The organism is Sphingomonas sp. NFX23, from assembly GCF_049887795.1.
GTDB lineage: Bacteria > Pseudomonadota > Alphaproteobacteria > Sphingomonadales > Sphingomonadaceae > Sphingomonas.
This window is the reverse complement of sequence record NZ_JAGEKH010000001.1, coordinates 1-20009: the sequence shown is the minus strand read 5'-3', so window position 1 is coordinate 20009 and position 20009 is coordinate 1. Positions and strand designations below refer to the sequence as shown.

The 20009-nt window shown below is 63.8% G+C and carries 19 protein-coding genes and 1 rRNA gene; 17 read left to right on the top strand and 3 right to left on the bottom strand.

The features are described from left to right. The first annotated feature begins 18 nt into the window (after positions 1–18). Positions 19–1611, top strand: coding sequence for a long-chain fatty acid--CoA ligase (locus J4O76_RS00100; RefSeq protein WP_426279642.1), 1593 nt, complete (start codon positions 19–21; stop codon positions 1609–1611). 42 nt (positions 1612–1653) lie between these two features. Here J4O76_RS00100 and J4O76_RS00095 read toward each other — a convergent pair whose 3' ends face one another. Continuing rightward, complete coding sequence (locus tag J4O76_RS00095; RefSeq protein WP_056489538.1) at positions 1654–3432, bottom strand: cation:proton antiporter; 1779 nt, start codon at positions 3430–3432, stop codon at positions 1654–1656. Positions 3433–3594: 162 nt separating this feature from the next. Continuing rightward, positions 3595–4815 carry an NADP-dependent isocitrate dehydrogenase gene (locus tag J4O76_RS00090; protein WP_426279641.1) on the bottom strand — a complete coding sequence of 407 codons (1221 nt, stop codon included), beginning with the start codon at positions 4813–4815 and terminating at the stop codon, positions 3595–3597. Positions 4816–4957: 142 nt separating this feature from the next. On the opposite strand from J4O76_RS00090, the gene J4O76_RS00085 reads away from it, so the two are divergent. Beyond that, positions 4958–5686 (top strand): phosphatidylserine decarboxylase, encoded by a 729-nt coding sequence (locus tag J4O76_RS00085; RefSeq protein WP_426279640.1) that lies wholly within the window; start codon positions 4958–4960, stop codon positions 5684–5686. Then, positions 5686–6531, top strand: a complete 846-nt coding sequence (locus tag J4O76_RS00080; protein WP_426279639.1) for a CDP-alcohol phosphatidyltransferase family protein — start codon at positions 5686–5688, stop codon at positions 6529–6531. Before J4O76_RS00085 ends, J4O76_RS00080 begins: the two co-directional genes overlap by 1 nt. Here the strand turns inward: J4O76_RS00080 and J4O76_RS00075 are convergent. Next, a complete protein-coding gene (locus J4O76_RS00075) occupies positions 6470–6703 on the bottom strand; it encodes a hypothetical protein (protein ID WP_056489532.1) in 234 nt (77 codons plus the stop codon). The two genes, J4O76_RS00080 and J4O76_RS00075, sit on opposite strands and share 62 nt — an antisense overlap. Before the next feature lie 325 nt (positions 6704–7028). Between J4O76_RS00075 and rpsB the strand changes: the two genes are divergently transcribed. From rpsB to J4O76_RS00005, 14 genes are all read left to right on the top strand, one after another. Further along, complete coding sequence (rpsB, locus tag J4O76_RS00070) at positions 7029–7883, top strand: 30S ribosomal protein S2 (RefSeq protein ID WP_056055944.1); 855 nt, start codon at positions 7029–7031, stop codon at positions 7881–7883. Positions 7884–7972: 89 nt separating this feature from the next. After that, positions 7973–8905, top strand: a complete 933-nt coding sequence (gene tsf, locus J4O76_RS00065; protein ID WP_426279638.1) for a translation elongation factor Ts — start codon at positions 7973–7975, stop codon at positions 8903–8905. A 408-nt stretch (positions 8906–9313) separates the two neighbouring features. Then, positions 9314–10042 (top strand): UMP kinase, encoded by a 729-nt coding sequence (gene pyrH / locus J4O76_RS00060; RefSeq protein WP_056066004.1) that lies wholly within the window; start codon positions 9314–9316, stop codon positions 10040–10042. 1 nt (position 10043) lies between these two features. Then, positions 10044–10601, top strand: coding sequence for a ribosome recycling factor (gene frr / locus J4O76_RS00055; RefSeq protein ID WP_056055952.1), 558 nt, complete (start codon positions 10044–10046; stop codon positions 10599–10601). 68 nt (positions 10602–10669) lie between these two features. Beyond that, positions 10670–11362, top strand: coding sequence for an isoprenyl transferase (locus J4O76_RS00050; RefSeq protein WP_426279637.1), 693 nt, complete (start codon positions 10670–10672; stop codon positions 11360–11362). Between the two features lie 65 nt (positions 11363–11427). Continuing rightward, on the top strand, positions 11428–12183 hold the full coding sequence (locus J4O76_RS00045) for a phosphatidate cytidylyltransferase (RefSeq protein ID WP_426280382.1): 756 nt from the start codon (positions 11428–11430) through the stop codon (positions 12181–12183). Beyond that, complete coding sequence (locus J4O76_RS00040) at positions 12180–13337, top strand: 1-deoxy-D-xylulose-5-phosphate reductoisomerase (RefSeq protein WP_426279636.1); 1158 nt, start codon at positions 12180–12182, stop codon at positions 13335–13337. Before J4O76_RS00045 ends, J4O76_RS00040 begins: the two co-directional genes overlap by 4 nt. Then, positions 13334–14467, top strand: coding sequence for a M50 family metallopeptidase (locus J4O76_RS00035; protein ID WP_426279635.1), 1134 nt, complete (start codon positions 13334–13336; stop codon positions 14465–14467). Before J4O76_RS00040 ends, J4O76_RS00035 begins: the two co-directional genes overlap by 4 nt. Positions 14468–14520: 53 nt before the next feature. Further along, positions 14521–17322, top strand: a complete 2802-nt coding sequence (gene bamA / locus J4O76_RS00030; protein ID WP_426280381.1) for an outer membrane protein assembly factor BamA — start codon at positions 14521–14523, stop codon at positions 17320–17322. Next, on the top strand, positions 17322–17987 hold the full coding sequence (locus J4O76_RS00025; RefSeq protein WP_056066013.1) for an OmpH family outer membrane protein: 666 nt from the start codon (positions 17322–17324) through the stop codon (positions 17985–17987). Before bamA ends, J4O76_RS00025 begins: the two co-directional genes overlap by 1 nt. Before the next feature lie 9 nt (positions 17988–17996). Then, positions 17997–18482 carry a 3-hydroxyacyl-ACP dehydratase FabZ gene (gene fabZ / locus J4O76_RS00020; RefSeq protein WP_426279634.1) on the top strand — a complete coding sequence of 162 codons (486 nt, stop codon included), beginning with the start codon at positions 17997–17999 and terminating at the stop codon, positions 18480–18482. Between the two features lie 105 nt (positions 18483–18587). Continuing rightward, positions 18588–18818, top strand: coding sequence for a 50S ribosomal protein L31 (rpmE, locus tag J4O76_RS00015; RefSeq protein ID WP_055880673.1), 231 nt, complete (start codon positions 18588–18590; stop codon positions 18816–18818). A gap of 104 nt (positions 18819–18922) precedes the next feature. After that, a complete protein-coding gene (locus tag J4O76_RS00010) occupies positions 18923–19240 on the top strand; it encodes a PilZ domain-containing protein (protein WP_426279633.1) in 318 nt (105 codons plus the stop codon). 655 nt (positions 19241–19895) lie between these two features. Further along, positions 19896–20009 (top strand): 16S ribosomal RNA (locus J4O76_RS00005); the annotation flags it as partial.

The window sequence follows — 20009 nt, the reverse complement described above, 5'->3', positions numbered from 1 at the left end:
CAGCTTGGGAGAGCATGAATGCTGGGTGGAATGCAGGATTTCGAGCTTCGTGTTCCCCGCCTGATCGACCACGCGGCCCGCGAACACGGCGCGCGGGAACTCGTCAGCTACTGGGCGGACGGCCGCGAGACGCGCAGCAACTGGGCCGGAATCTCCCGCGACGCCCGCAAACTGGCCCAAGCGCTCGAAAAACTGGGCGTAGCGCCCGGCGACCGGGTCGCGACGCTGGCTATGAACCACGCGCACCACCTCGTCGCCTGGTACGGCACGATTGGCATGGGCGGCGTGATCCACACGATCAATCCACGCCTGTTCGACGAACAACTCGTATACATCGCCAACCACGCCGAAGACCGCGTGATGCTCTACGACAAGGCGTTCCAGCCACTCGTCGATCGCCTCCGCGCGCAGTGGACCAGCATCCGCCATTTCATCTGCTTCGATGACCTGGGACCCGACGGCTTCCAGGCGCTGCTCGACGCCGAGGACGGTGACTATGAATGGGTCGAAGGCCCCGAGCGCGAGCCGTGCATGCTCTGCTACACCAGCGGCACCACCGGCAATCCGAAGGGCGTCCTCTACACTCACCGCTCGACGCTGATCCACGCGATGGCCGAGGTCGCGCCGTGGGTGTTCGATCTGTCGCCCAACGCGGTCGTGCTGCCGGTCGTGCCGATGTTCCATGCCGCCGCCTGGGGCCTGCCGTTCGCCTGCGCGCTTTCGGGGGCAAAAGTCGTCTATTCCGCCGTCAACGATCCCGCCGTGCTGTGCCGCCTAATGAACGACGAGAAGGTGACGCACTCCGCTGGCGTGCCGACCGTATGGCTCGCGATGTTCGGCCATATGGACGCGTCGGGCGATGCGCCGCGCCACCTCAAGCAGGTAACGATCGGCGGCTCGGCAGCGCCGCGCGCGATGATCGAGCGGATCATGGGCATGGGCGCCACGGTCAAGCACCTCTGGGGCATGACCGAGACCTCGCCAATCGGCACCGCCGGCTTCAACCCGCCGCACTGGGACGACATGACGCACGACGAGAAACTCGACCTCGTCGGCAAGCAGGGCAGCGTGCCGTTCGGCATCGAGCTCCGCATCATCGACGACGAGGGCGTCGTCCTCCCCCGCGACGGCTCGATCGCCGGCCGGTTGCAGGTTAGGGGCCCCTGGGTCGTCCAGCGCTATTTCGGCGCCGACGAGGACGCGGTCGATGCGGACGGCTGGTTCGACACCGGCGACGTCGCGATGCTCCACGCGGACGGCACGATGCAGATCACCGACCGCTCCAAGGACGTCATCAAGTCCGGCGGCGAATGGATCAGTTCGGTCGACCTGGAGAACGCGGCCGTCGGCTGTCCGGGCGTCGCGGAGGCGGCCGCAATCGGCGTCCACCATCCGAAATGGGACGAGCGCCCATTATTGCTGGTAGTCCGCAAGCCGGGCAGCGAGGTTACCGAACAGGCGATCCTCGATCACCTGGCCAAGCACGTCGCCAAATGGTGGCTCCCCGACGCGATCGTCTTCGTCGAAGACCTGCCGCACACCGCGACGGGCAAACTGCTCAAGACCGCGCTCCGCGAACGCTTCAAGGATTTCGCGCTAGCCGCCGCCTGATCAATCCGCTCAGGCCCGTTCAAGGCCGACGCCTCGTGCGATCTATGCCGCGCGGGGCGTCCGCTTGGCCTTCCTGATCCGCGGTTCGACGATCATGTCAGCCGCCGCCTTGATCTCTTGGCGAAGCTCGTCGCGCTTCTCGTGGATCGAGGCGATCACCGGCCCCATCGCCACGCCGAGATCGACCAGCACTGCCTCTGCCAACTGCAATGAACTCTCCAGCGTCTCCGGCACTGCGTCGGTCACACCCGCACGGTATAGTTCGGCCGCATGCGCCGTATCGCGCGCGCGCGCGACGATCGGCAGGTCCGGCGCCAAAGCTCGCACTCGCCGCGCCAGGCGCACCGTCAGCACCGGGTCGTCCATCGTCAGGATCAACGCCTTGGCGGTATGCAGCTTCAATCGTTCGACCAGTTCGGGGCGGGCGACGTCGCCAAATAATACCGGGTGGCCGAGCATGCGGGCCTCTTCCACTGAATCGATATCCGCCTCGACCGCGACGTATTTCTGCCCGTGGACGGCCAGCATGTCCGCGACCATGCGGCCAACCCGGCCGAAGCCGATGACGACCGTGCCGGGGCCGTCGTCATCGATCTCGATATCCCCAGCATCGGCCGTCGAGCGGCTTTCGAGCTGGCGCGAGACGGTGCGGCCGAGCTTGGCCAGCAACGGCGTGATCGTCAGGCCGATCGCCGTAACGGTCTGCCAGAAGGACGCCGTCGAAGGGAGGATCAGCTGCGCCTGCGCCGCCGTGGCGAGTACGATCAGCGTGGTCTCCGACGGGCTTCCCATCAGCAGGCCCGTTTCGGCCGCGACCCCGCGCCGCGAATTGGCGACGCGCAGGAACAGGAACGTGACGATCGCCTTGGTCGCAACCACGCCGCTCACCGCGAGCAGCAGCGAAGGCCAGTTCTGCCCGATCAGGCGCAGGTCGAGGCTCATGCCGACGGTAATCAGGAACACGCCGAGCGCGAGGCCCTTGAACGGCGCGGTGATGACCTCGACCTCGCTGTGATACTCGGTCTCCGCGATCAACAGCCCGGCCAGCAGCGCACCAACGATAGGCGACAGCCCCGCGGCTGTGGTCGCTACGCTAGCAACGATCACCACTAGCAGCGACGCGGCGAGGAAGAGTTCGGGACTCTTGGTTCGCGCGGCTTGGCCGAACAGCCGGGGCAGGACGATCCGACCGCCGATATACATCGCGACCACGGTCAGCCCACCGCGTAGCGCGACGCCGGCGATATTCGACCAGCCGTCCGCGCTCGCGGTCGGGGCGAGTGCACCGAGCACGAAGATGATCGGGACGAGCGCCAGATCCTCGAACAACAGCATAGCGAAGGCACCACGCCCGACCGCACCCGTCGTGCCCACAAGTGGCAGGACTAATGCTGTCGAGGAGAGCGCGAGCGCGAACCCGAGCCCCATCGCGCCCGCCCATTCCTGGCCGATGAAGTGCAGCGCCGTGCCGATGATCAGCGCCGAGCCGATGAGTTCGGCGGCGCCGGTGCCGAACACCAGTCGCTTCATCGACCATAACCGCTTGAACGAGAGTTCGAGGCCGATCGAGAACAACAGCAGGATGATCCCAAATTCGGCGAACGGTTCGATCGATTCCGGGTTGGAGATGGTCAGATAATACAACCACGGCGCGGAGCCGGTGAGCGAGCCCAGGCCTGCGGGACCGACCAGCAGGCCGACAAGGATGAAACCGATGACCGGGCTGACCCGGAACCGTGCGAATGCGGGGATTACGAGGCCCGCCGCGCCGAGGATGACGAGCGCGTCGCTGAAACCCTGATTGTCGAGCCGTAATGCCATGCGTGCGACCTTAGGGGACGCATGACGGAATTGTCACCCGTGGTGACGTGTGCAGCGGGATACGGCTTTGCGTCCGGTTGACCGCCCTCCGTCATCCTGAGTTTCGTCGGGATGACGGGAGAGAGAGAACCCCGCCCCCGTTTCCGGGAGCGGGGTGCTGGATCAGGCCCAGTTGGCCATTTCAGTCTCGAGGTTCGAGCGGACCTGCTCGAAGAACTGCTCGGTCGTCATCCAGGGCTGGTCGGGGCCGATCAGAATCGCGAGATCCTTGGTCATGTGGCCGTTCTCGACCGTCTGGACGCAGACGCGCTCGAGCGTCTCGGCGAACTTGGTGACGTCGGGCGTATCGTCGAACTTGCCACGATACTTCAGGCCACCGGTCCATGCGAAGATCGACGCGATCGGGTTGGTCGAGGTTGCCTTGCCCTGCTCGTGCATGCGGAAGTGGCGCGTGACGGTGCCGTGCGCCGCCTCGGCCTCGACGGTCTTGCCGTCCGGAGTCAGCAGGATCGAGGTCATCAGGCCGAGCGACCCGAAGCCCTGTGCGACCTGGTCCGACTGGACGTCGCCGTCATAGTTCTTGCAGGCCCAGACGAACTCGCCGTTCCACTTGAGCGCCGATGCGACCATGTCGTCGATCAGGCGGTGCTCGTAGACGATGCCGGCTTCCTTGAACTTGTCCTTGAACTCGGCCTCGAACACCTCGGCGAACAGATCCTTAAAGCGGCCGTCATAGGCCTTGAGGATGGTGTTCTTGGTCGACAGGTATACCGGCCACTTCAGGTTGAGGCCGTAATGCATCGAGGCGCGCGCGAAATCGCGGATCGAATCGTCGAGGTTGTACATCGCCATCGCGACGCCTGCCGACGGGAACTGGAACACCTCGCGGTCGATGACCGTGCCATCGTCGCCTTCGAAGACGAGGCGCAGCTTGCCGGGGCCAGGGATCAGATAATCGGTCGCGCGATACTGATCGCCGAACGCATGACGGCCGACGACGATCGGGTGCGTCCAGCCCGGGATCAGGCGGGGCACGTTCTTGATCACGATCGGCTCGCGGAAGATGGTCCCGCCGAGGATGTTGCGGATCGTGCCGTTCGGCGACTTCCACATCTTCTTGAGGCCAAACTCGGTGACACGCTGCTCGTCGGGCGTGATCGTCGCGCACTTGACCGCGACGCCGTGCTTCTGCGTGGCGAGCGCGCTGTCGATCGTGACCTGGTCGTCGGTCGCGTCGCGATGCTCGACGCCGAGATCGTAGTAATCGAGTTCGATGTCCAGATAGGGCTTAATCAGGCGTTCGCGGATCCATTCCCAGATGATCCGGGTCATCTCGTCGCCATCGATCTCCACGATCGGATTCTTTACCTTGATCTTCGCCATATCCGGGTCCTTCGGGGGAGGGGTTTGGGGAGCGTCTAGGGGAGCATGCCGCCACGATCAACCATTGGACAACCACTGGTCCTACAAGGAAAAGCCGGTTCATCGTTGTATCGCGCGTCCTGCACGGATAGACCCGCAGGTTATGGCATCGCTCGACAAGCCGCCCGTCACGACCTCCACGGTCAAATGGCGATTTCCCGCAGTCCATCCGGAGGGCCACAAATACGTCGCGATCGCGACCGGCATCACGCTGCTGCTGACGATCGTCAGTCACGTGCTGTTCTGGCCGATGGTCGGCGTCGTGATTTGGGTCGCGACGTTCTTCCGCGATCCGATCCGCACCACCCCCCAGGGCGAAGGTCTGATCGTCGCCCCCGCCGACGGGCTGATCACGATGATCCAGCGCGTGCCGATCCCGCGCGAGCTCGCCGGCGAGAACGGCCTCGGCGATGCGCCGCTGGTCCGCGTGTCGATCTTCATGTCGGTGTTCGACGTGCACATCAATCGTACGCCGATCGCGGGCACGATCCGCCAGGTCGTCTACATTTCGGGCAAGTTTCTCAACGCCGACCTCGACAAGGCGAGCGATGAGAACGAGCGCCAGCATTTCGTGGTCGAGGACCGCAACGGCATGCGGATCGGCTTCACGCAGATCGCCGGCCTGGTCGCGCGCCGCATCCTCGGCTTCGTGAAGGCCGGCGACATGGTCGCGGTCGGCCAGCGCATCGGCCTGATCCGGTTCGGTAGCCGAGTCGACGTGTACCTGCCCGATCACGTTGTGGCGCAGGTGTGTCTGGGCCAGCGTAGCATCGCGGGCGAGACCGTGCTTGGTCGCGTCGGTGGCGTTCCGGTCGGTGGTATCGCGCAGTGATGGACCGCGACGGTTCGACCGATTCGATCGAGGAGCGGGGCCGGGGGCGGTTCGGTCGCACACGTCGTGCACCGCGCGGACTTCCCCTGCGCGCCGTCGCTCCCAACGCGGTTACCGCGCTAGCCCTGTGTTCAGGCCTGAGTGGCGTGCGGTTCGCGATCGGTGGACAATGGGAAAGTGCCGTCGCGATGATCATGGTCGCGGGCGTGCTCGACGGCCTGGATGGTCGGATCGCCCGGATGCTGCACGGCGAAAGTCGGTTCGGCGCGGAACTCGATTCGCTCTCCGACGCGATCTCGTTCGGCGTTGCGCCGGCGCTGATCGTCTATCTCTGGTCGCTGACGGCTTTGCCGCGCGTCGGCTGGATCTGCTCGTTGATCCTCGCCGTGTTCTGCGCGCTGCGTCTCGCGCGCTTCAACGCCAAGATCGACGAGAGCCACCAGCCGCATAAGTCCGCGGGTTTCCTAACCGGCGTTCCGGCTCCAGCCGGCGCGGGACTCGCGCTAATGCCGATGTTCTTCTGGTTCTGGACCGATGAACCCAAGTTCGCGTCGCCGTATTTCGTGGCGCCGTGGGTCGCGTTCGTCGCGCTGCTGATGGTGTCGAGTATCGCGACCTATTCGTGGAGTTCGGTCAAGCTCCGCAGCAACATCAGGTTCGAGGCCATTGCGCTCGTCGTACTGCTCGGCGCTGCCATCGTGAGCGCGCCGTGGCATACGCTTAGCATCATCTGCGTGCTGTACCTGCTCTCGATGCCGTTCAGCATCGCGAGCTACGCCAAGATCAGGCGGCAGCGTTCCAGCGGCGGGCGGGCACCGGAGCCGACGTCGAAGCCCAGCGCCTGACCGCGATCCGACGCTCCGCAACGGCCAGCGTGCGGAGCGGCTGGAACGCGGGTTCGACGTTGCCCATCGCGAGACGGACGATACGGTCCCACTGCGGCGCGATCGACGAGACGATCATCATGCCCGCTACCGCGAATGCACCAGCAAAAACCATGAAGCTCAGAACCAACATCACGTCCGCCTTCCTATGAGTTGCGAACAAATTCCTAATATCCGCAAACACTTGGTCAGAAACATCGTTCCACTCGTCGCATTTCGAATCCCGTCCTGCCGGGGTGATTCCGCGCCGAGTCGAACATCTGTTCCCCTCTGAGCCCTTTATGTTCTCATTGCGTTCCATGAGTCAAGCGGTCCTTGTTCGATTGCTTTTCGAATAGAGCCACGCTAAGGGCCGCGCCTCTAACCCCGCATGGGAGGCATCATAGCCCGGTGCGTCACGGTCATTCGGCCACGACGTCATCCGCTTCCCAGAGGCACAACCGGAAGGATATATCCCTATGGCGGCTCCAGTCGTCTCCATGCAGCAGCTCATCGAAACGGGCGCGCATTTCGGCCACCAGACTCATCGGTGGAACCCCAAGATGAAGCCTTACATCTTCGGTGATCGTAACGGCGTCCACATCCTCGACCTTTCGCAGACCGTGCCGCTGTTCGCGCGCGCGCTCGAGTTCGTCTCGTCGGCGGTTGCCGGTGGCGGCAAGGTCCTGTTCGTCGGCACCAAGCGCCAGGCGCAGGAGCCCGTCGCGGACGCCGCGCGTCGTTCGGGCCAGCACTTCGTCAACCATCGCTGGTTGGGCGGCATGCTCACCAACTGGAAGACCATCTCGGGTTCGATCAAGCGTCTCAAGACGCTCGAGGAAATGCTGTCGGGCGACACCGTCGGCCTGACCAAGAAGGAAGTCCTTCAGCTCACCCGCGAGAAGGACAAGCTCGAGCTTTCGCTCGGCGGCATCCGCGACATGGGCGGCATTCCCGACGTGATGTTCGTGATCGACGCGAACAAGGAAGAGCTGGCGATCAAGGAGGCCAACACGCTGGGTATTCCCGTCGTCGCGATCCTCGATTCGAACGTGTCGCCGGACGGCATCGCCTTCCCGGTTCCCGCGAACGACGACGCAGCTCGCGCCATCCGCCTGTACTGCGAGGCGATCGCGATCGCAGCGACGCGCGGCGGCCAGGAGCAGCAGCGCCGCACCGGTGCCGACATCGGCGCAATGGTCGAGCCGCCGAAGGAAGAGGCATTGAGCGCAGAGCCGACCGTCGAAGCTACGGCTGACACGGCACAGGCAACCGCGAATGCCGATACCGCTGCAGAATTCGCAGCCGAGGGTGAGCGCCAGATCGACGCATAAGCGTCGTCGCCGAACCGTCATGCGGGCGGGGTAGGGCGAAAGCTCTGCCTCGCCCGCAACCATATTCAGACCTAAAAAGGATTAGAGACATGGCCGATATCACGGCAGCAATGGTCAAGGATCTGCGCGAGAAGAGCGGCGCGGGCATGATGGATTGCAAGAAGGCGCTGAGCGAGAACGGCGGCGACATGGAGCAGGCGATGGATTGGCTGCGCACCAAGGGGCTCGCAGCCGCCGCCAAGAAGTCCAGCCGTACCGCGGCCGAGGGCCTGGTCGGCGTCGCCGTGTCGGGCACCAAGGGCGCAGCGGTCGAAGTCAATTCGGAGACCGATTTTGTTGCGAAGAACGACCAGTTTCAGTCGTTCGTCCGTGACGTCACGCAGATCGCGCTCGCAACGGGTGGCGACATCGAGGCGCTGAAGTCGCAGGCGATGCCATCGGGCAAGACCGTCGAGGAAGTCCTGACGAACAACGTCGCGACGATCGGCGAGAACCAGTCGCTGCGCCGCTCGCGCACGCTGGAAGTCAGCAAGGGTGCGGTCGTTCCGTACATCCACAATGCAGCGGCCCCTGGCCTTGGCAAGATCGGCGTGCTCGTCGCGCTCGAGTCGGAGGCTTCGGACGAGGTTCTCCAGGCGCTCGGCAAGCAGCTCGCGATGCACATCGCAGCGGCCTTCCCGAAGGCGCTGAACGAAGCCGACCTCGACGAGGGCGAGATCGAGCGCGAGCGCGCGATCGCGACCGAGAAGGCCGCCGAGTCGGGCAAGCCTGCCGACATCATCGCCAAGATGGTCGAGGGCGGCATCGCCAAGTACCGCAAGGAGCACGCCCTGGTCAGCCAGCTGTTCGTGATGGACGGCAAGACCAAGATCTCCGACGTCGTTGCCAAGGCCGGCAAGGATGCCGGCGCCGAGATCAAGCTGGTGGACTATGTCCGCTTCCAGCTCGGCGAAGGCATCGAGAAGGAGCAGTCCGACTTCGCAGCCGAGGTTGCTGCTGCTTCGGGCGTGCCCCAGGCATAAGCCGACTTCCTCCCTCGCCCCTAGGGGAGAGGGAAGGGGCCCGCCGCGCTTGCGGTGGGAAGGGTGAGGGGAGTGGTAAGGTCTCGAACCTCACTCCCCCTCATCCGGCCCTGCCGGGCCACCTTCTCCCCGCGGGGAGAAGGATTACGGGGTAGCCTTCGGGCTGCCTCGTCATCCCCGCGTAGGCGCGGATCCATATACTCCGCCGCCGGTGATCCATCGAGACGCCAGCCCATATGGGTTCCCGCCTCCGCGGGAATGACGATAGTTCTCCGTTGCGCGCTTTTGCGAACGACGATTTTCCGTCTCATCTCCATCCAGTTTCGATGCACGCGCCGCACAGCGCTTCACATCCCAGGCCTCGCCGCCTAAGGTCCGCGCCGCCCCGCCAATCACAATTCGAGATTTATGACGCCTCCGCGCTACAACCGTATCCTGCTGAAACTGTCGGGCGAAGTCCTGATGGGGCCGTCGGGTCTTTCGATCGATCCGACCGTCACCGCGCGCGTCGCGCAGGAGATCGCGGACATCAAGGCCAAGGGCTACGAGATCTGCATCGTCGTCGGCGGTGGCAACATCTTCCGCGGCATGGCCGGCGCCGCCCGCGGCATGGACCGGGCGACCGGCGATTACATGGGCATGCTCGCGACCGTGATGAACGCGCTCGCGGTGCAGAACGCGCTGGAGCAGATCGGCGTGGACACGCGCGTCCAGTCGGCGATCCCGATGGCGTCGGTGTGCGAGCCGTTCATCCGCCGCCGGGCCGAGCGTCACTTGGAGAAGGGCCGCGTCGTGATCTTCGCGGCGGGCGTCGGCAGCCCCTATTTCACCACCGATTCGGGCGCCGCGCTGCGTGCTGCCGAGATGAAGTGCGATGCGCTGTTCAAGGGCACTTCGGTCGACGGCGTCTATAACGCCGACCCGAAGACGCACCCGGACGCAGTGCGCTACGAAACGGTCACGTACAGCCGCGTGCTGTCCGACGACCTCAAGGTCATGGACGCGAGCGCGATCGCGCTGTGCCGCGACAACAATATCCCGATCGTCGTCTTCAACATCCGCGAACCCGGCAATCTTGCCGCGGTGTTGGCGGGTGATGGCGTGTCGACGATCGTCCAGAACGAGCAGGAGCTTTAAGATGGCCGCATACGACAAGACCGACCTCGAACGCCGCATGGCGGGTGCCGTCGAAGCGCTGAAGAGCGATCTCGCCGGCCTGCGCACCGGCCGCGCGTCGACCGCGTTGCTCGATCCGGTGATGGTGACGGTGTACGGGTCGTCGATGCCGCTGAACCAGGTCGCGACCGTGTCGGCGCCTGAGCCGCGCATGCTGTCGGTGCAGGTCTGGGACAAGTCGAACGTCGGCCCGACCGACAAGGCGATCCGCTCGGCGGGTCTGGGGCTCAACCCGATCGTCGACGGCCAGACGCTGCGCTTGCCGATCCCGGATCTGACCGAGGAGCGCCGCAAGGAACTCGCCAAGCTTGCCGGCCAGTATGCCGAGAAGGCCCGCATTGCGGTCCGCAACGTGCGCCGCGACGGCATGGATTCGCTCAAGGTCGACGAGAAGAAGGGCGTGTTCGGCGAGGACGAGCGCAAGCGTCACGAGACCGAAGTGCAGAAGCTGACCGACAGCATCATCGCCGAGCTCGATGCGACCGCGACCGCCAAGGAAAAGGAAATCCTGGGCAAGTGAGATTGCAGGCCTCCTCGGCCGCGCCGCTCGCTGCTGTTCCTGTGGGCGCCGTTCCTGCAGGCGGGGCGGTGCCGCGTCATGTCGCGATCATCATGGACGGCAATGGCCGCTGGGCGAAGAAGCGGTTCCTGCCGCGCTTCGCCGGGCACAAGGCTGGCGTCGAGGCGGTGCGGAAAGTGACGCGGGCGGCGCGCGCGATGGGAATCGAGGCGCTGACGCTGTACGCGTTCTCGTCCGAGAACTGGCGGCGTCCGGCCGAGGAGGTCAGCGACCTGATGGGGTTGCTGCGGCATTTCATCCGCAGCGACCTCGACGAACTCGCACGCGAGAACGTTCGGCTGCGCGTGATCGGCGACTATCACAGCTTTTCGCCCGATCTGGTGGCGATGGTCGACGATGCGATCGCGCGGACGGCGGGCAATACCGGGCCGATTCTGGCGATCGCGCTGAATTATGGCGCGCATGCCGAACTGGTGGGCGCGGCACGGCGTCTGGCGGAGCGCGCGCGCGATGGTACGCTGGATCCGGCGAGCATCGATGAGGCGACGATCGAAGCCGAGCTCGACACGCATGACCTGCCACCACTGGACCTGATGATCCGGACGTCGGGCGAGCAGCGTCTGTCGAACTTCCTGTTGTGGCAGGCGGCGTATGCGGAACTGCTGTTCGTCGACACGCTCTGGCCTGACTTCGACGCCGCCGCGCTCGCCGATGCGGTCGCGGCGTTCGGCCAACGCCAGCGCCGCTACGGTGGTCTGTGAGTCTTACCGACCCTGAAAAGGCGCCCGATCAGGCGTTACGTACGCCGTCCAATCTCCAGCTCCGGATGATCGCCAGCGTCGGCATGATCGCGGTGGCCAGCCTTGCGCTGACGCTCGGCGGGATCGCGTTCTGGGTGCTAGGCGTGGTCGCCGCGCTGTTCATGATGGCGGAATGGTCGATGCTCCAGGGCGCCGACGCGAAGACCAAGCGGATGACGCAGTTCGCGCTCTCGGTGCCGCTCGCACTGATGGCGCCGGCGTCGCTGATCCTCGTGATCCACGATTTCTTCACGCTGGGCTTGCTCGTGGGGGCGGCGTTCTTCGTCGTCATCACGACGCGCAAACCCAAGCTGGCGCTGGGCATCATCTATTGCGGTCTCCCCGTCTTCGCGCTGATGATCATCCGGCGGCAGGAGGAGGGAATCCTCTTCACGCTGTGGGCGCTGTCGCTGGTGTGGGCGTGCGATATCGGCGCGTTCTTTACCGGGCGCACGCTGGGCGGTCCCAAGCTTGCGCCGGTGATTAGTCCGAACAAGACATGGTCGGGGCTGATCGGCGGTGTCGTGCTTGCGAGCGCGGTCGCGGCGGTGCTGCACACGCAATACGGCTTGCCGATGCGGATGACGCTGGCGACACCCGTGCTCGCCGTGCTCGCGCAGATGGGCGATCTCTACGAGAGCTGGTTGAAGAGAGTGGCAGGCGTGAAGGACAGCGGCAACATCCTGCCAGGGCATGGCGGCGTGATGGATCGCCTCGACGGCCTGGTCCCGGTCGCGCCGGTCGCGGCATTCCTCGTCCTGCTGCCGCACTTCTACGCATGAAGAGCGTCACGATTTTGGGGGCTACCGGTTCGGTCGGCACCTCGACGCTCGACCTTATCGAGCGGGAGCCGGATCGGTTTCGCGTCGTCGCACTGACGGCGAATTGCGATGTGGCGAAGCTTGCTGCGGCTGCGATCCGTACCCAGGCCGAGTTCGCGGTCGTCGCGGACGAAAAATGCCTGCCGGAGTTGCGTGAGGCGCTGGCCGGCACGGGAATCCGCACGGGCGGGGGTGCCGAGGCGATCGCCGAGGCGGCGTCTTCGGGCGCGGACTGGACGATGGGAGCGATCGTCGGTTGTGCGGGACTGAAGCCGGTGATGGCGGCGATCGAGCAAGGCGGCACCGTTGTCATCGCCAACAAGGAGCCGCTGGTCTCCGCCGGTGATGTGATCCTTGCCGCTGCCGAGCGGACCGGCGCAACGCTGTTGCCGGCTGATTCAGAGCACAACGCGATCTTCCAGTGTTTCGATGCGACTCGGCCCGAGCGTGTGCGGCGGATCATCCTGACGTGCAGTGGCGGGCCGTTCCGCGACTGGACGACCGAGCAGATGCGCGGCGTGACGCTCGAACAGGCGGTGAAGCATCCCAACTGGTCGATGGGCGCGAAGATCTCAGTCGATTCGGCGACCTGCATGAACAAGGGCCTCGAGCTGATCGAGGCCGCGCGGCTGTTCCCGATTGCGCACGACCGGATCGAGATCGTCATCCATCCGCAATCGGTGATCCACAGCCTGGTCGATCATGTCGACGGGTCGGTTCTCGCGCAGCTCGGGCCGCCTGACATGCGGACGCCGATCGCGCATACGCTCGCCTGGCCGGACCGGATGGCAACGCCGATGGCGCAGCTCGACCTGGTCGCGATCGGCCGACTCGACTTCGAGGCACCCGATCCGGTGCGCTTCCCCGCGTTGCGGCTCGCTCGCGAGGCGCTCGACGCGGGTGGCGCTCGGCCGGCAATTCTCAACGCAGCCAACGAGGTAGCGGTCGAGGCATTCCTGCAACGGCGCATCGGCTTCCTCGAAATTGCCGCAATCGTCGAACATACGTTGTCGTGTTATGACCCGGCCGCGCCGGACAGCGTCGATGCCGTGCTGGCGATCGATGCCGAGGCGCGGATCTTGGCCGGCGAGCGTGTGAAGGATTACGCGGTTTGATCGAAACACCCGGTGTCCTGCTGACCATATTGTCGTTCGCCGCGGTGATCGGCCCCCTCGTGTTCGTGCACGAGATGGGACATTACCTCGCCGGACGCTTTTTCGGGATAAAGGCGGATGCCTTCGCGATCGGCTTCGGCCACGAGATTGCAGGCTTTACCGACAAGCGTGGCACGCGGTGGAAGTTCGGTTGGCTGCCTCTTGGTGGTTACGTCAAGTTTGCCGGTGATATGAACCCGGCCAGCCAGCCCTCTGCCGAGTGGCTGTCGCTACCCGCCGAAGAACGCCAGCGTACGTTCCAGTCCAAGCCGGTATGGCAGCGCGCGATCGTTGTCGCAGCCGGCCCGGTTGTGAACTTCGTCGTCGCGATCCTGATCCTCGCCGGCTTCGCGTTCGCCTATGGCGACATCCGCATGCCGCCGATCGTGGGTGGTACCGTTCCCGGCAGCGCAGCTGCAGCGGCCGGCCTTCAGGCTGGCGACCGGATCATCGGCATCGGCAGCCGCTCGGTCGAGACATTCGACGACATGGCGCGCTATGCCCGCATCCGCGCCGGCGAGCGGACCCGGATCGACGCGGTGCGCGGCGACCGGACGCTGTCGCGTGACATCGTCATCGGTACCGAACTCCAGCGCGATCGCTTCGGCAATGAATATCGAATCGGTCGCCTAGGCATCGCCGGCAGCAAGCCGATCATCGTCCCCGTCAGCTTGGTCGAGGCGCCGGTCATCGCGGTGAAGCGCACCGGCGAGATCGTGTCGATGATGGTCGAGACCCTCGGTCAGGTCATCACCGGGCGTCGCTCGGTGAAGGAACTCGGCGGACCGCTCAGCATCGCCAAGGTCTCGGGCGAGCAGATGTCGCTGGGCCTCGATGCCTATGTCTTCCTGATCGCGCTGGTGTCGATCAATCTGGGGTTCATCAATCTGCTGCCAGTGCCGATGCTCGATGGAGGCCATTTGTTCTTCTATGCGATCGAAGCGGTGCGCAGGCGCCCGGTCGAGCCGCAGGTTCAGGAATGGGCGTTTCGTGGCGGTCTTGCGGCAATCCTCGCGCTGATGTTGCTCGTGACCTTCAACGATCTCGGCAATTTTGGGCTCTGGAAGAACTTGGCCGGCTTGATCGGCTGACGACGATAGGGCAGGGCGGGCGCGCCTTGTATGTGCACGTTTTTAAGGTGGGTTTGGTGACAGCGATCAACGGTTACGATTTCGCGCGTAAGGGCGCCCTGCTGCTTGCAGGAACGATCCTGTCGGGCGTTCCCGCCTTCGCGCAGACGGCACCCGCCGCCTCGCCTTCAACTGCGCCTGTCGGAACGGCGACGCGGAACAGTGCGACGCGAGTCGCTCCGCCGGTAGTAACGCCCGTCGGCGCGCCGGTATCCGTGCGGACGATAAAGACTTTGCGCGTCGAGGGATCGCAGCGCATCGAGGGCGAGACGGTGCTCAGCTATACCAAGCTGCGCGTCGGCATCCCCTATACCGCCGAGACGCTCGATCAGGCGCTGAAGGATCTCCAGGCCAGCGATCTGTTCGCGGATTACTCGATCGCAGGTGTCGAGGACGGCAATATCGTCCTCCGCGTGCGCGAGAACCCGATCATCAACCGCGTGATCATCGAGGGCAACAAGGCTCTCAAGAGCGACAAGATCACCAAGGAGATCAAGCTCGCGCCGCGCCAGATCTTCACGCGCACCGCGGTCCGTCAGGATATCGCGCGGATCATCGAGCTGTATCGTCGCCAGGGCCGCTTCGCCGCGGTGATCGATCCGAAGATGGTCAACCTCGACCAGAACCGCGTCGACGTGGTGTTCGAGATCAGCGAAGGGCCGAAGTCGAAGGTCCGCCAGATCAACATCCTCGGCAATGAGGTGTTCTCCGACGACCAGATTCGCGGCCAGATGGCGACCAAGCAGTCGCGCCTGTTCCGCCTGCTGTCGTCGGCGACCAGCTATGATCAGGATCGCCTGTCCTACGATCAGCAGAAGCTTCGCCAGTTCTACCTGACGCAGGGCTATGCCGATTTCCGCGTGACGTCGGCGGTTGCCGAGCTGACGCCGGACAAGAAGGACTTCATCATCACGTACGTGGTGGAGGAGGGCAAGCGCTACAAGTTCGGCGACGTCACCGTCGATAGCCAGATCCGCGACTTCGACAACACCAAGCTAGCGGCCACGCTGCCACTGAAGAAGGGCGACTGGTACAACGCCAAGCTGGTCGAGGACTCGGTCGACAACCTTAGCCAGACCGCGGGCCTGTTCGGTTACGCGTTCACCGAGGTGAACCCGGAGTTCCAGAAGGACGCCGAAACGCTGACGATGGGGATTAATTTCAACATCGCCGAAGCCAAGCGTACCTATGTCGAGCGGATCGACATCAACGGCAACACCCAGACGCAGGACAAGGTCGTGCGTCGCGAGATCCGTCTGGCCGAGGGCGACGCGTTCAACAGCTTCCAGGTGAAGCGTTCGCAGGATCGCATCAACTCGCTGGGGTATTTCGCCGACAAGATGGAGATCAAGCAGCTGCCGGGCTCCGCGCCCGACCGCGTGATCCTCGAAACCAACCTCGAAGAGAAGTCCACCGGCGAGCTGCAGCTGTCGGCGGGCTATTCAAGCCTCGAGCGGTTCATTATCCAGGCGAACATCACGCAGCGCAACTTCCGCGGCAAGGGCCAGGAATTGCGCGCTGGCGTCAACTATTCGAGCTATTCGAAGTCGATCGAGCTGGGCTTCACCGAGCCGTATCTGTTCGACAAGAACATCGCAGTCGGTGGCGACATCTTCCGCCGCGACTACAACTCGTTCAACTATGTCGGTAACGATCGTCAGACCAACTATTCGCAGGTCTCGACCGGCTTCCAGCTTCGTGCCGGCGTGCCATTGACTGAATTTTGGTCGCTTTCGGCACGCTATGGTCTGTCGTACGACGAGGTTAGCCTCGATAGCCAATATCTGAACGCAAACGGTTCGTGTAACCTCGAAGTGGCGGGTCGATATCTGTGCGAAGCGATCGGTAATCGTTGGACGTCCTCGGTCGGCTACTCGATCAGCCGAGATACGTTGAACAGCCGCCTTCGTCCTACCGCTGGATCACGTTTTTCGTTCAGCCAGGATTTTGCTGGGCTGGGTGGGGACGTGAAATATCTGCGCACGCGACTCGAGGGCTCGAAATATGCGAACCTCGGGAGCGGTTTTATCGGATCGATCGTCGCAGAAGGCGGGTACATCCATCCTCTCGAGAGCAGCCCAGGCCCCGGTCGGGACCCGATCCGTATCACCGATCGCTTCTATCTCGGTGAGCCACAGTTCCGCGGCTTCGACATTCGAGGCGTAGGCCCCCGTGTGTTGCGCGCCGGCTACGTGATCGCCGCCGATGGCTCGCAGTCGGTCCAGACCGATCGCGATCAGATTCAGGACGATGCGCTCGGCGGTCGTGCCTATTACCTTGCGCGTGCGGAAATCGAGATTCCGTTGGGATCCGGTGCACGCGAACTGGGTCTCAGGCCGTCGATCTACGCACAGGTCGGTAGCCTGTTCGGTATCAAGAAGCCGCTTCCGACATTCAATTATGATCAGGCTAAAAGCGCGGCCGGTGCGTTGCTGTTCAACGCGGATGGTTCACCGACGTTGCTGCAAAACCAGTATAAGGACGGCGGGAATAATCCGCTCTACTTGACGCCGGAGGTTGCGGCGACTGCGACGACGCCGGGCATAGCATCTGTTCAGACGATCTGCCCCGTAGGCGTGATAGCCGCTGGGGCGACGACGTGTTCTGGTACGACCGCCAATGCACGGTATCTCAACCCGAACATCTATCAGGAAACGTTCCTTGGAAACTCGGCCAAGCCGCGTCTCTCGGTAGGTATCGGTGTCAACTGGAACTCGCCATTCGGTCCGCTCCGGATCGATCTCGCCAAAGCCTTGCTCACCCAGAAGGGTGACGACCCCAAGCTTATTACTTTCAACGTAGGGACACAGTTCTGATGACGACGTTCAAGACGCTTCTCCTCGCCGCAGCGCTCGTTGCGCCTGCCGCCATGACCGCGACCGCTGCCGATGCACAGGTTTCGGGCATCGCCGTCGCCGACGCGCAGGGTGCGATCGCCAACTCGAAGGCCTGGAACGCCGCGCGCGCCCAGATCGAGACGACCTACAAGGCACAGCTCGACCAGGCCGAGACGCGCCGCCAGGCCGTGGCTCGCGAGCTCCAGCCGCTGGTCACCGCGTTCCAGACCGCACAGCGTGCGCCGGGCGCGACTGACGCGTCGCTTCGTCCGCAGGCACAGGCGATCCAGACGCGTGAGACCGCGGCGAACCAGGAGCTTGCTCGCCTGACGCAGCCCGCTCAGCGCGCGCAGCAATACGCGATCGAGCAGATCCAGGCGAAGCTCAGCGACGCCGTGACGGCCGCAGTTCGTGCCAAGAACGTCAGCCTGTTGCTGCGTCCCGAGGCCGCTCTGTTCGCGCAGCCGACTGCCGACATCACGCCTGCGATCACGACCGAACTCGATCGTCTCGTACCGTCGGTCAGCACCGCCGTTCCGGCGAACTGGCAGCCGAACCAGCAGGGTGGCCAGCAGCAGCAGGGCGCTGCGCCGGCTCCAGCCGGGCGTGCACCTGCCGCCACGCGCACGCCGCAGGGTCGTTAAGTCATACCGATGAGCGAGACTGTGAACGACACGGCCAAGACGAGCTTGGGTCCGCTCGATATCGGGCGCGTCATGGCCGCGTTGCCGCATCGCTATCCGTTGCTGCTGGTCGATCGTGTCGAGGATCTGATCCTCGACACATCGATCACCGCGATCAAGGCGGTATCGATGAACGAGCAGTTCTTTCAGGGGCATTTCCCTGGGCGGCCGATCATGCCGGGCGTGCTGATCGTCGAGGCGATGGCGCAGGCGGCGGGGATTCTCGCCGTCGAATCGCTGGGTCTCGCGGGCTCGGGCAAGCTCGTCTATTTCATGGCGATCGACGGGGCCAAGTTCCGCAAGCCGGTCGAGCCGGGCGTGCTGCTCAAGCTCGAAGTGACGTTCGTCCAGAAGCGCAGTTCGGTGTGCAAGTTCGCCGGCCGCGCGCTGGTCGACGGGCAGCTGGTGGCTGAGGCGAACTTCACGGCGATGATTGCCGACCCGCCGAAAGCCTGATGCGAGGCTCTAGCCCCGCATTGTTGTAAATTCGGGCGCGTCCGTGTACGGGCGCGCCTTCCTTTTCCAGGCTGGTCGGAACCAGCCACCTACCGGAGAATACCCATGAAGGCCGACACGCACCCCGATTACCACATGATCACCGTCCAGATGACCGATGGTAGCAAGTATCAGACTCGCACCACCTGGGGTAAGGAAGGCGACGTGATGACGCTCGAGATCGATCCGCTCGCGCATCCGGCATGGACCGGCGGCCGTGGCACGATGCTCGATACGGGCGGCCAGGTCGCGCGCTTCAACAAGCGTTTCGGTGGCGGTCTCACGCTCCGTAAGTAAGCTAAAGCCCCGGAATGGATTGATACTAATTCATTCCGGGGCCTTTTATTAAGACGGCGTTAGGGATCGACGGCTAAATTTGGGCTCGCAAGGACGAGGACCCCATGTTCGCCGCCGACTTCGAACCCGCAGAGCGCAAGTCCCGGCGCAGCGCACTTCGCGCTCCCGTTTCGCTCGATGTCCGGATCGGCAAGACCGGCCGCACACTTTGCAGAGTGATCGACATCTCGGTCCACGGTGCACGACTTCAAACCTATTCGGCGCTCAAGCGCGGTACCAGCATCTGGCTCAACCTTCCGCAAATCGGGCAGGTCGTTGCCGAGGTAATGTGGGCCGATGACTACACGGCGGGTTGCAAGTTCCACACTCCCCTGCCGGCGTCCGTATTCGAGGCGCTGGTCGCTACGGCGTCCGCGCGCTGACGCGTTGCCGAGTGGACGTGCCGGCGTCCGCCGCATTTCTCCTCACGTCTCCTCACGAAATTTCCATGCGGATTGCAGCTGGACGCTCGATCGGTTTGCCCCGTCGGGGAAGGGGGCTGCCTCTACGCCCAGTTGGTCTGCATTGGCGAGGTCAGCTTTTGTCCGGAACGCGCTCGTGGCGAGCCATCGCCCATGCGGGAGGTGTGAGAGGGCACTGCTGGGTGCTTTGCCCTCATTTTTCCAAAAACTGACCTCAAACTGTAAAATAGTGTTTGACGGGTTTGTGAGGTGGCCGTAGAGGGATGTCACCGCAGCGGAGTGCCTTACCGGCTTCTGCTACGGTCGCAAAAAACCAGATGCTCCAAGCTTCTTCTACGGGAGGGGTTATGCGAGTGTCGGTATTTTTGTCGGCTCTTTGACATTGTAGGTTAAGATGAAGGGACATGTGGGCGGCGGCTTGCGGTTTCCGGGCTCCTCAAGGGTTCGGGTAATCGTTTAAAGCTAAGTCGTTCTCATATGTCCTTCACATATTCCATATGTAATGGACACTTTGTCTGGCTTTGGTCGGGTAGGGTGTCTGAATGATATTGTGCAGAGCGGCTCCTTGAGATGAGCTGGTTGATCGTGGAATTCCACTGCGATTGGCTGGTGACATAAACTTGAGAGTTTGATCATGGCTCAGAATGAACGCTGGCGGCATGCCTAACACATGCAAGTCGAACGAAGGCTTCGGCCTTAGTGGCGCACGGGTGCGTAACGCGTGGGAATC

What these genes read in the sequence shown, in the direction of transcription:
- J4O76_RS00100 (WP_426279642.1), top strand. Translation starts at nt 19, where the DNA reads ATGCTGGGTGGAATGCAGGATTTCGAGCTTCGTGTTCCCCGCCTGATC.
- J4O76_RS00095 (WP_056489538.1), bottom strand. Translation starts at nt 3,432, where the DNA reads ATGGCATTACGGCTCGACAATCAGGGTTTCAGCGACGCGCTCGTCATC.
- J4O76_RS00090 (WP_426279641.1), bottom strand. Translation starts at nt 4,815, where the DNA reads ATGGCGAAGATCAAGGTAAAGAATCCGATCGTGGAGATCGATGGCGAC.
- J4O76_RS00085 (WP_426279640.1), top strand. Translation starts at nt 4,958, where the DNA reads ATGGCATCGCTCGACAAGCCGCCCGTCACGACCTCCACGGTCAAATGG.
- J4O76_RS00080 (WP_426279639.1), top strand. Translation starts at nt 5,686, where the DNA reads ATGGACCGCGACGGTTCGACCGATTCGATCGAGGAGCGGGGCCGGGGG.
- J4O76_RS00075 (WP_056489532.1), bottom strand. Translation starts at nt 6,703, where the DNA reads ATGTTGGTTCTGAGCTTCATGGTTTTTGCTGGTGCATTCGCGGTAGCG.
- rpsB (WP_056055944.1), top strand. Translation starts at nt 7,029, where the DNA reads ATGGCGGCTCCAGTCGTCTCCATGCAGCAGCTCATCGAAACGGGCGCG.
- tsf (WP_426279638.1), top strand. Translation starts at nt 7,973, where the DNA reads ATGGCCGATATCACGGCAGCAATGGTCAAGGATCTGCGCGAGAAGAGC.
- pyrH (WP_056066004.1), top strand. Translation starts at nt 9,314, where the DNA reads ATGACGCCTCCGCGCTACAACCGTATCCTGCTGAAACTGTCGGGCGAA.
- frr (WP_056055952.1), top strand. Translation starts at nt 10,044, where the DNA reads ATGGCCGCATACGACAAGACCGACCTCGAACGCCGCATGGCGGGTGCC.
- J4O76_RS00045 (WP_426280382.1), top strand. Translation starts at nt 11,428, where the DNA reads ATGATCGCCAGCGTCGGCATGATCGCGGTGGCCAGCCTTGCGCTGACG.
- J4O76_RS00040 (WP_426279636.1), top strand. Translation starts at nt 12,180, where the DNA reads ATGAAGAGCGTCACGATTTTGGGGGCTACCGGTTCGGTCGGCACCTCG.
- J4O76_RS00025 (WP_056066013.1), top strand. Translation starts at nt 17,322, where the DNA reads ATGACGACGTTCAAGACGCTTCTCCTCGCCGCAGCGCTCGTTGCGCCT.
- fabZ (WP_426279634.1), top strand. Translation starts at nt 17,997, where the DNA reads ATGAGCGAGACTGTGAACGACACGGCCAAGACGAGCTTGGGTCCGCTC.
- rpmE (WP_055880673.1), top strand. Translation starts at nt 18,588, where the DNA reads ATGAAGGCCGACACGCACCCCGATTACCACATGATCACCGTCCAGATG.
- J4O76_RS00010 (WP_426279633.1), top strand. Translation starts at nt 18,923, where the DNA reads ATGTTCGCCGCCGACTTCGAACCCGCAGAGCGCAAGTCCCGGCGCAGC.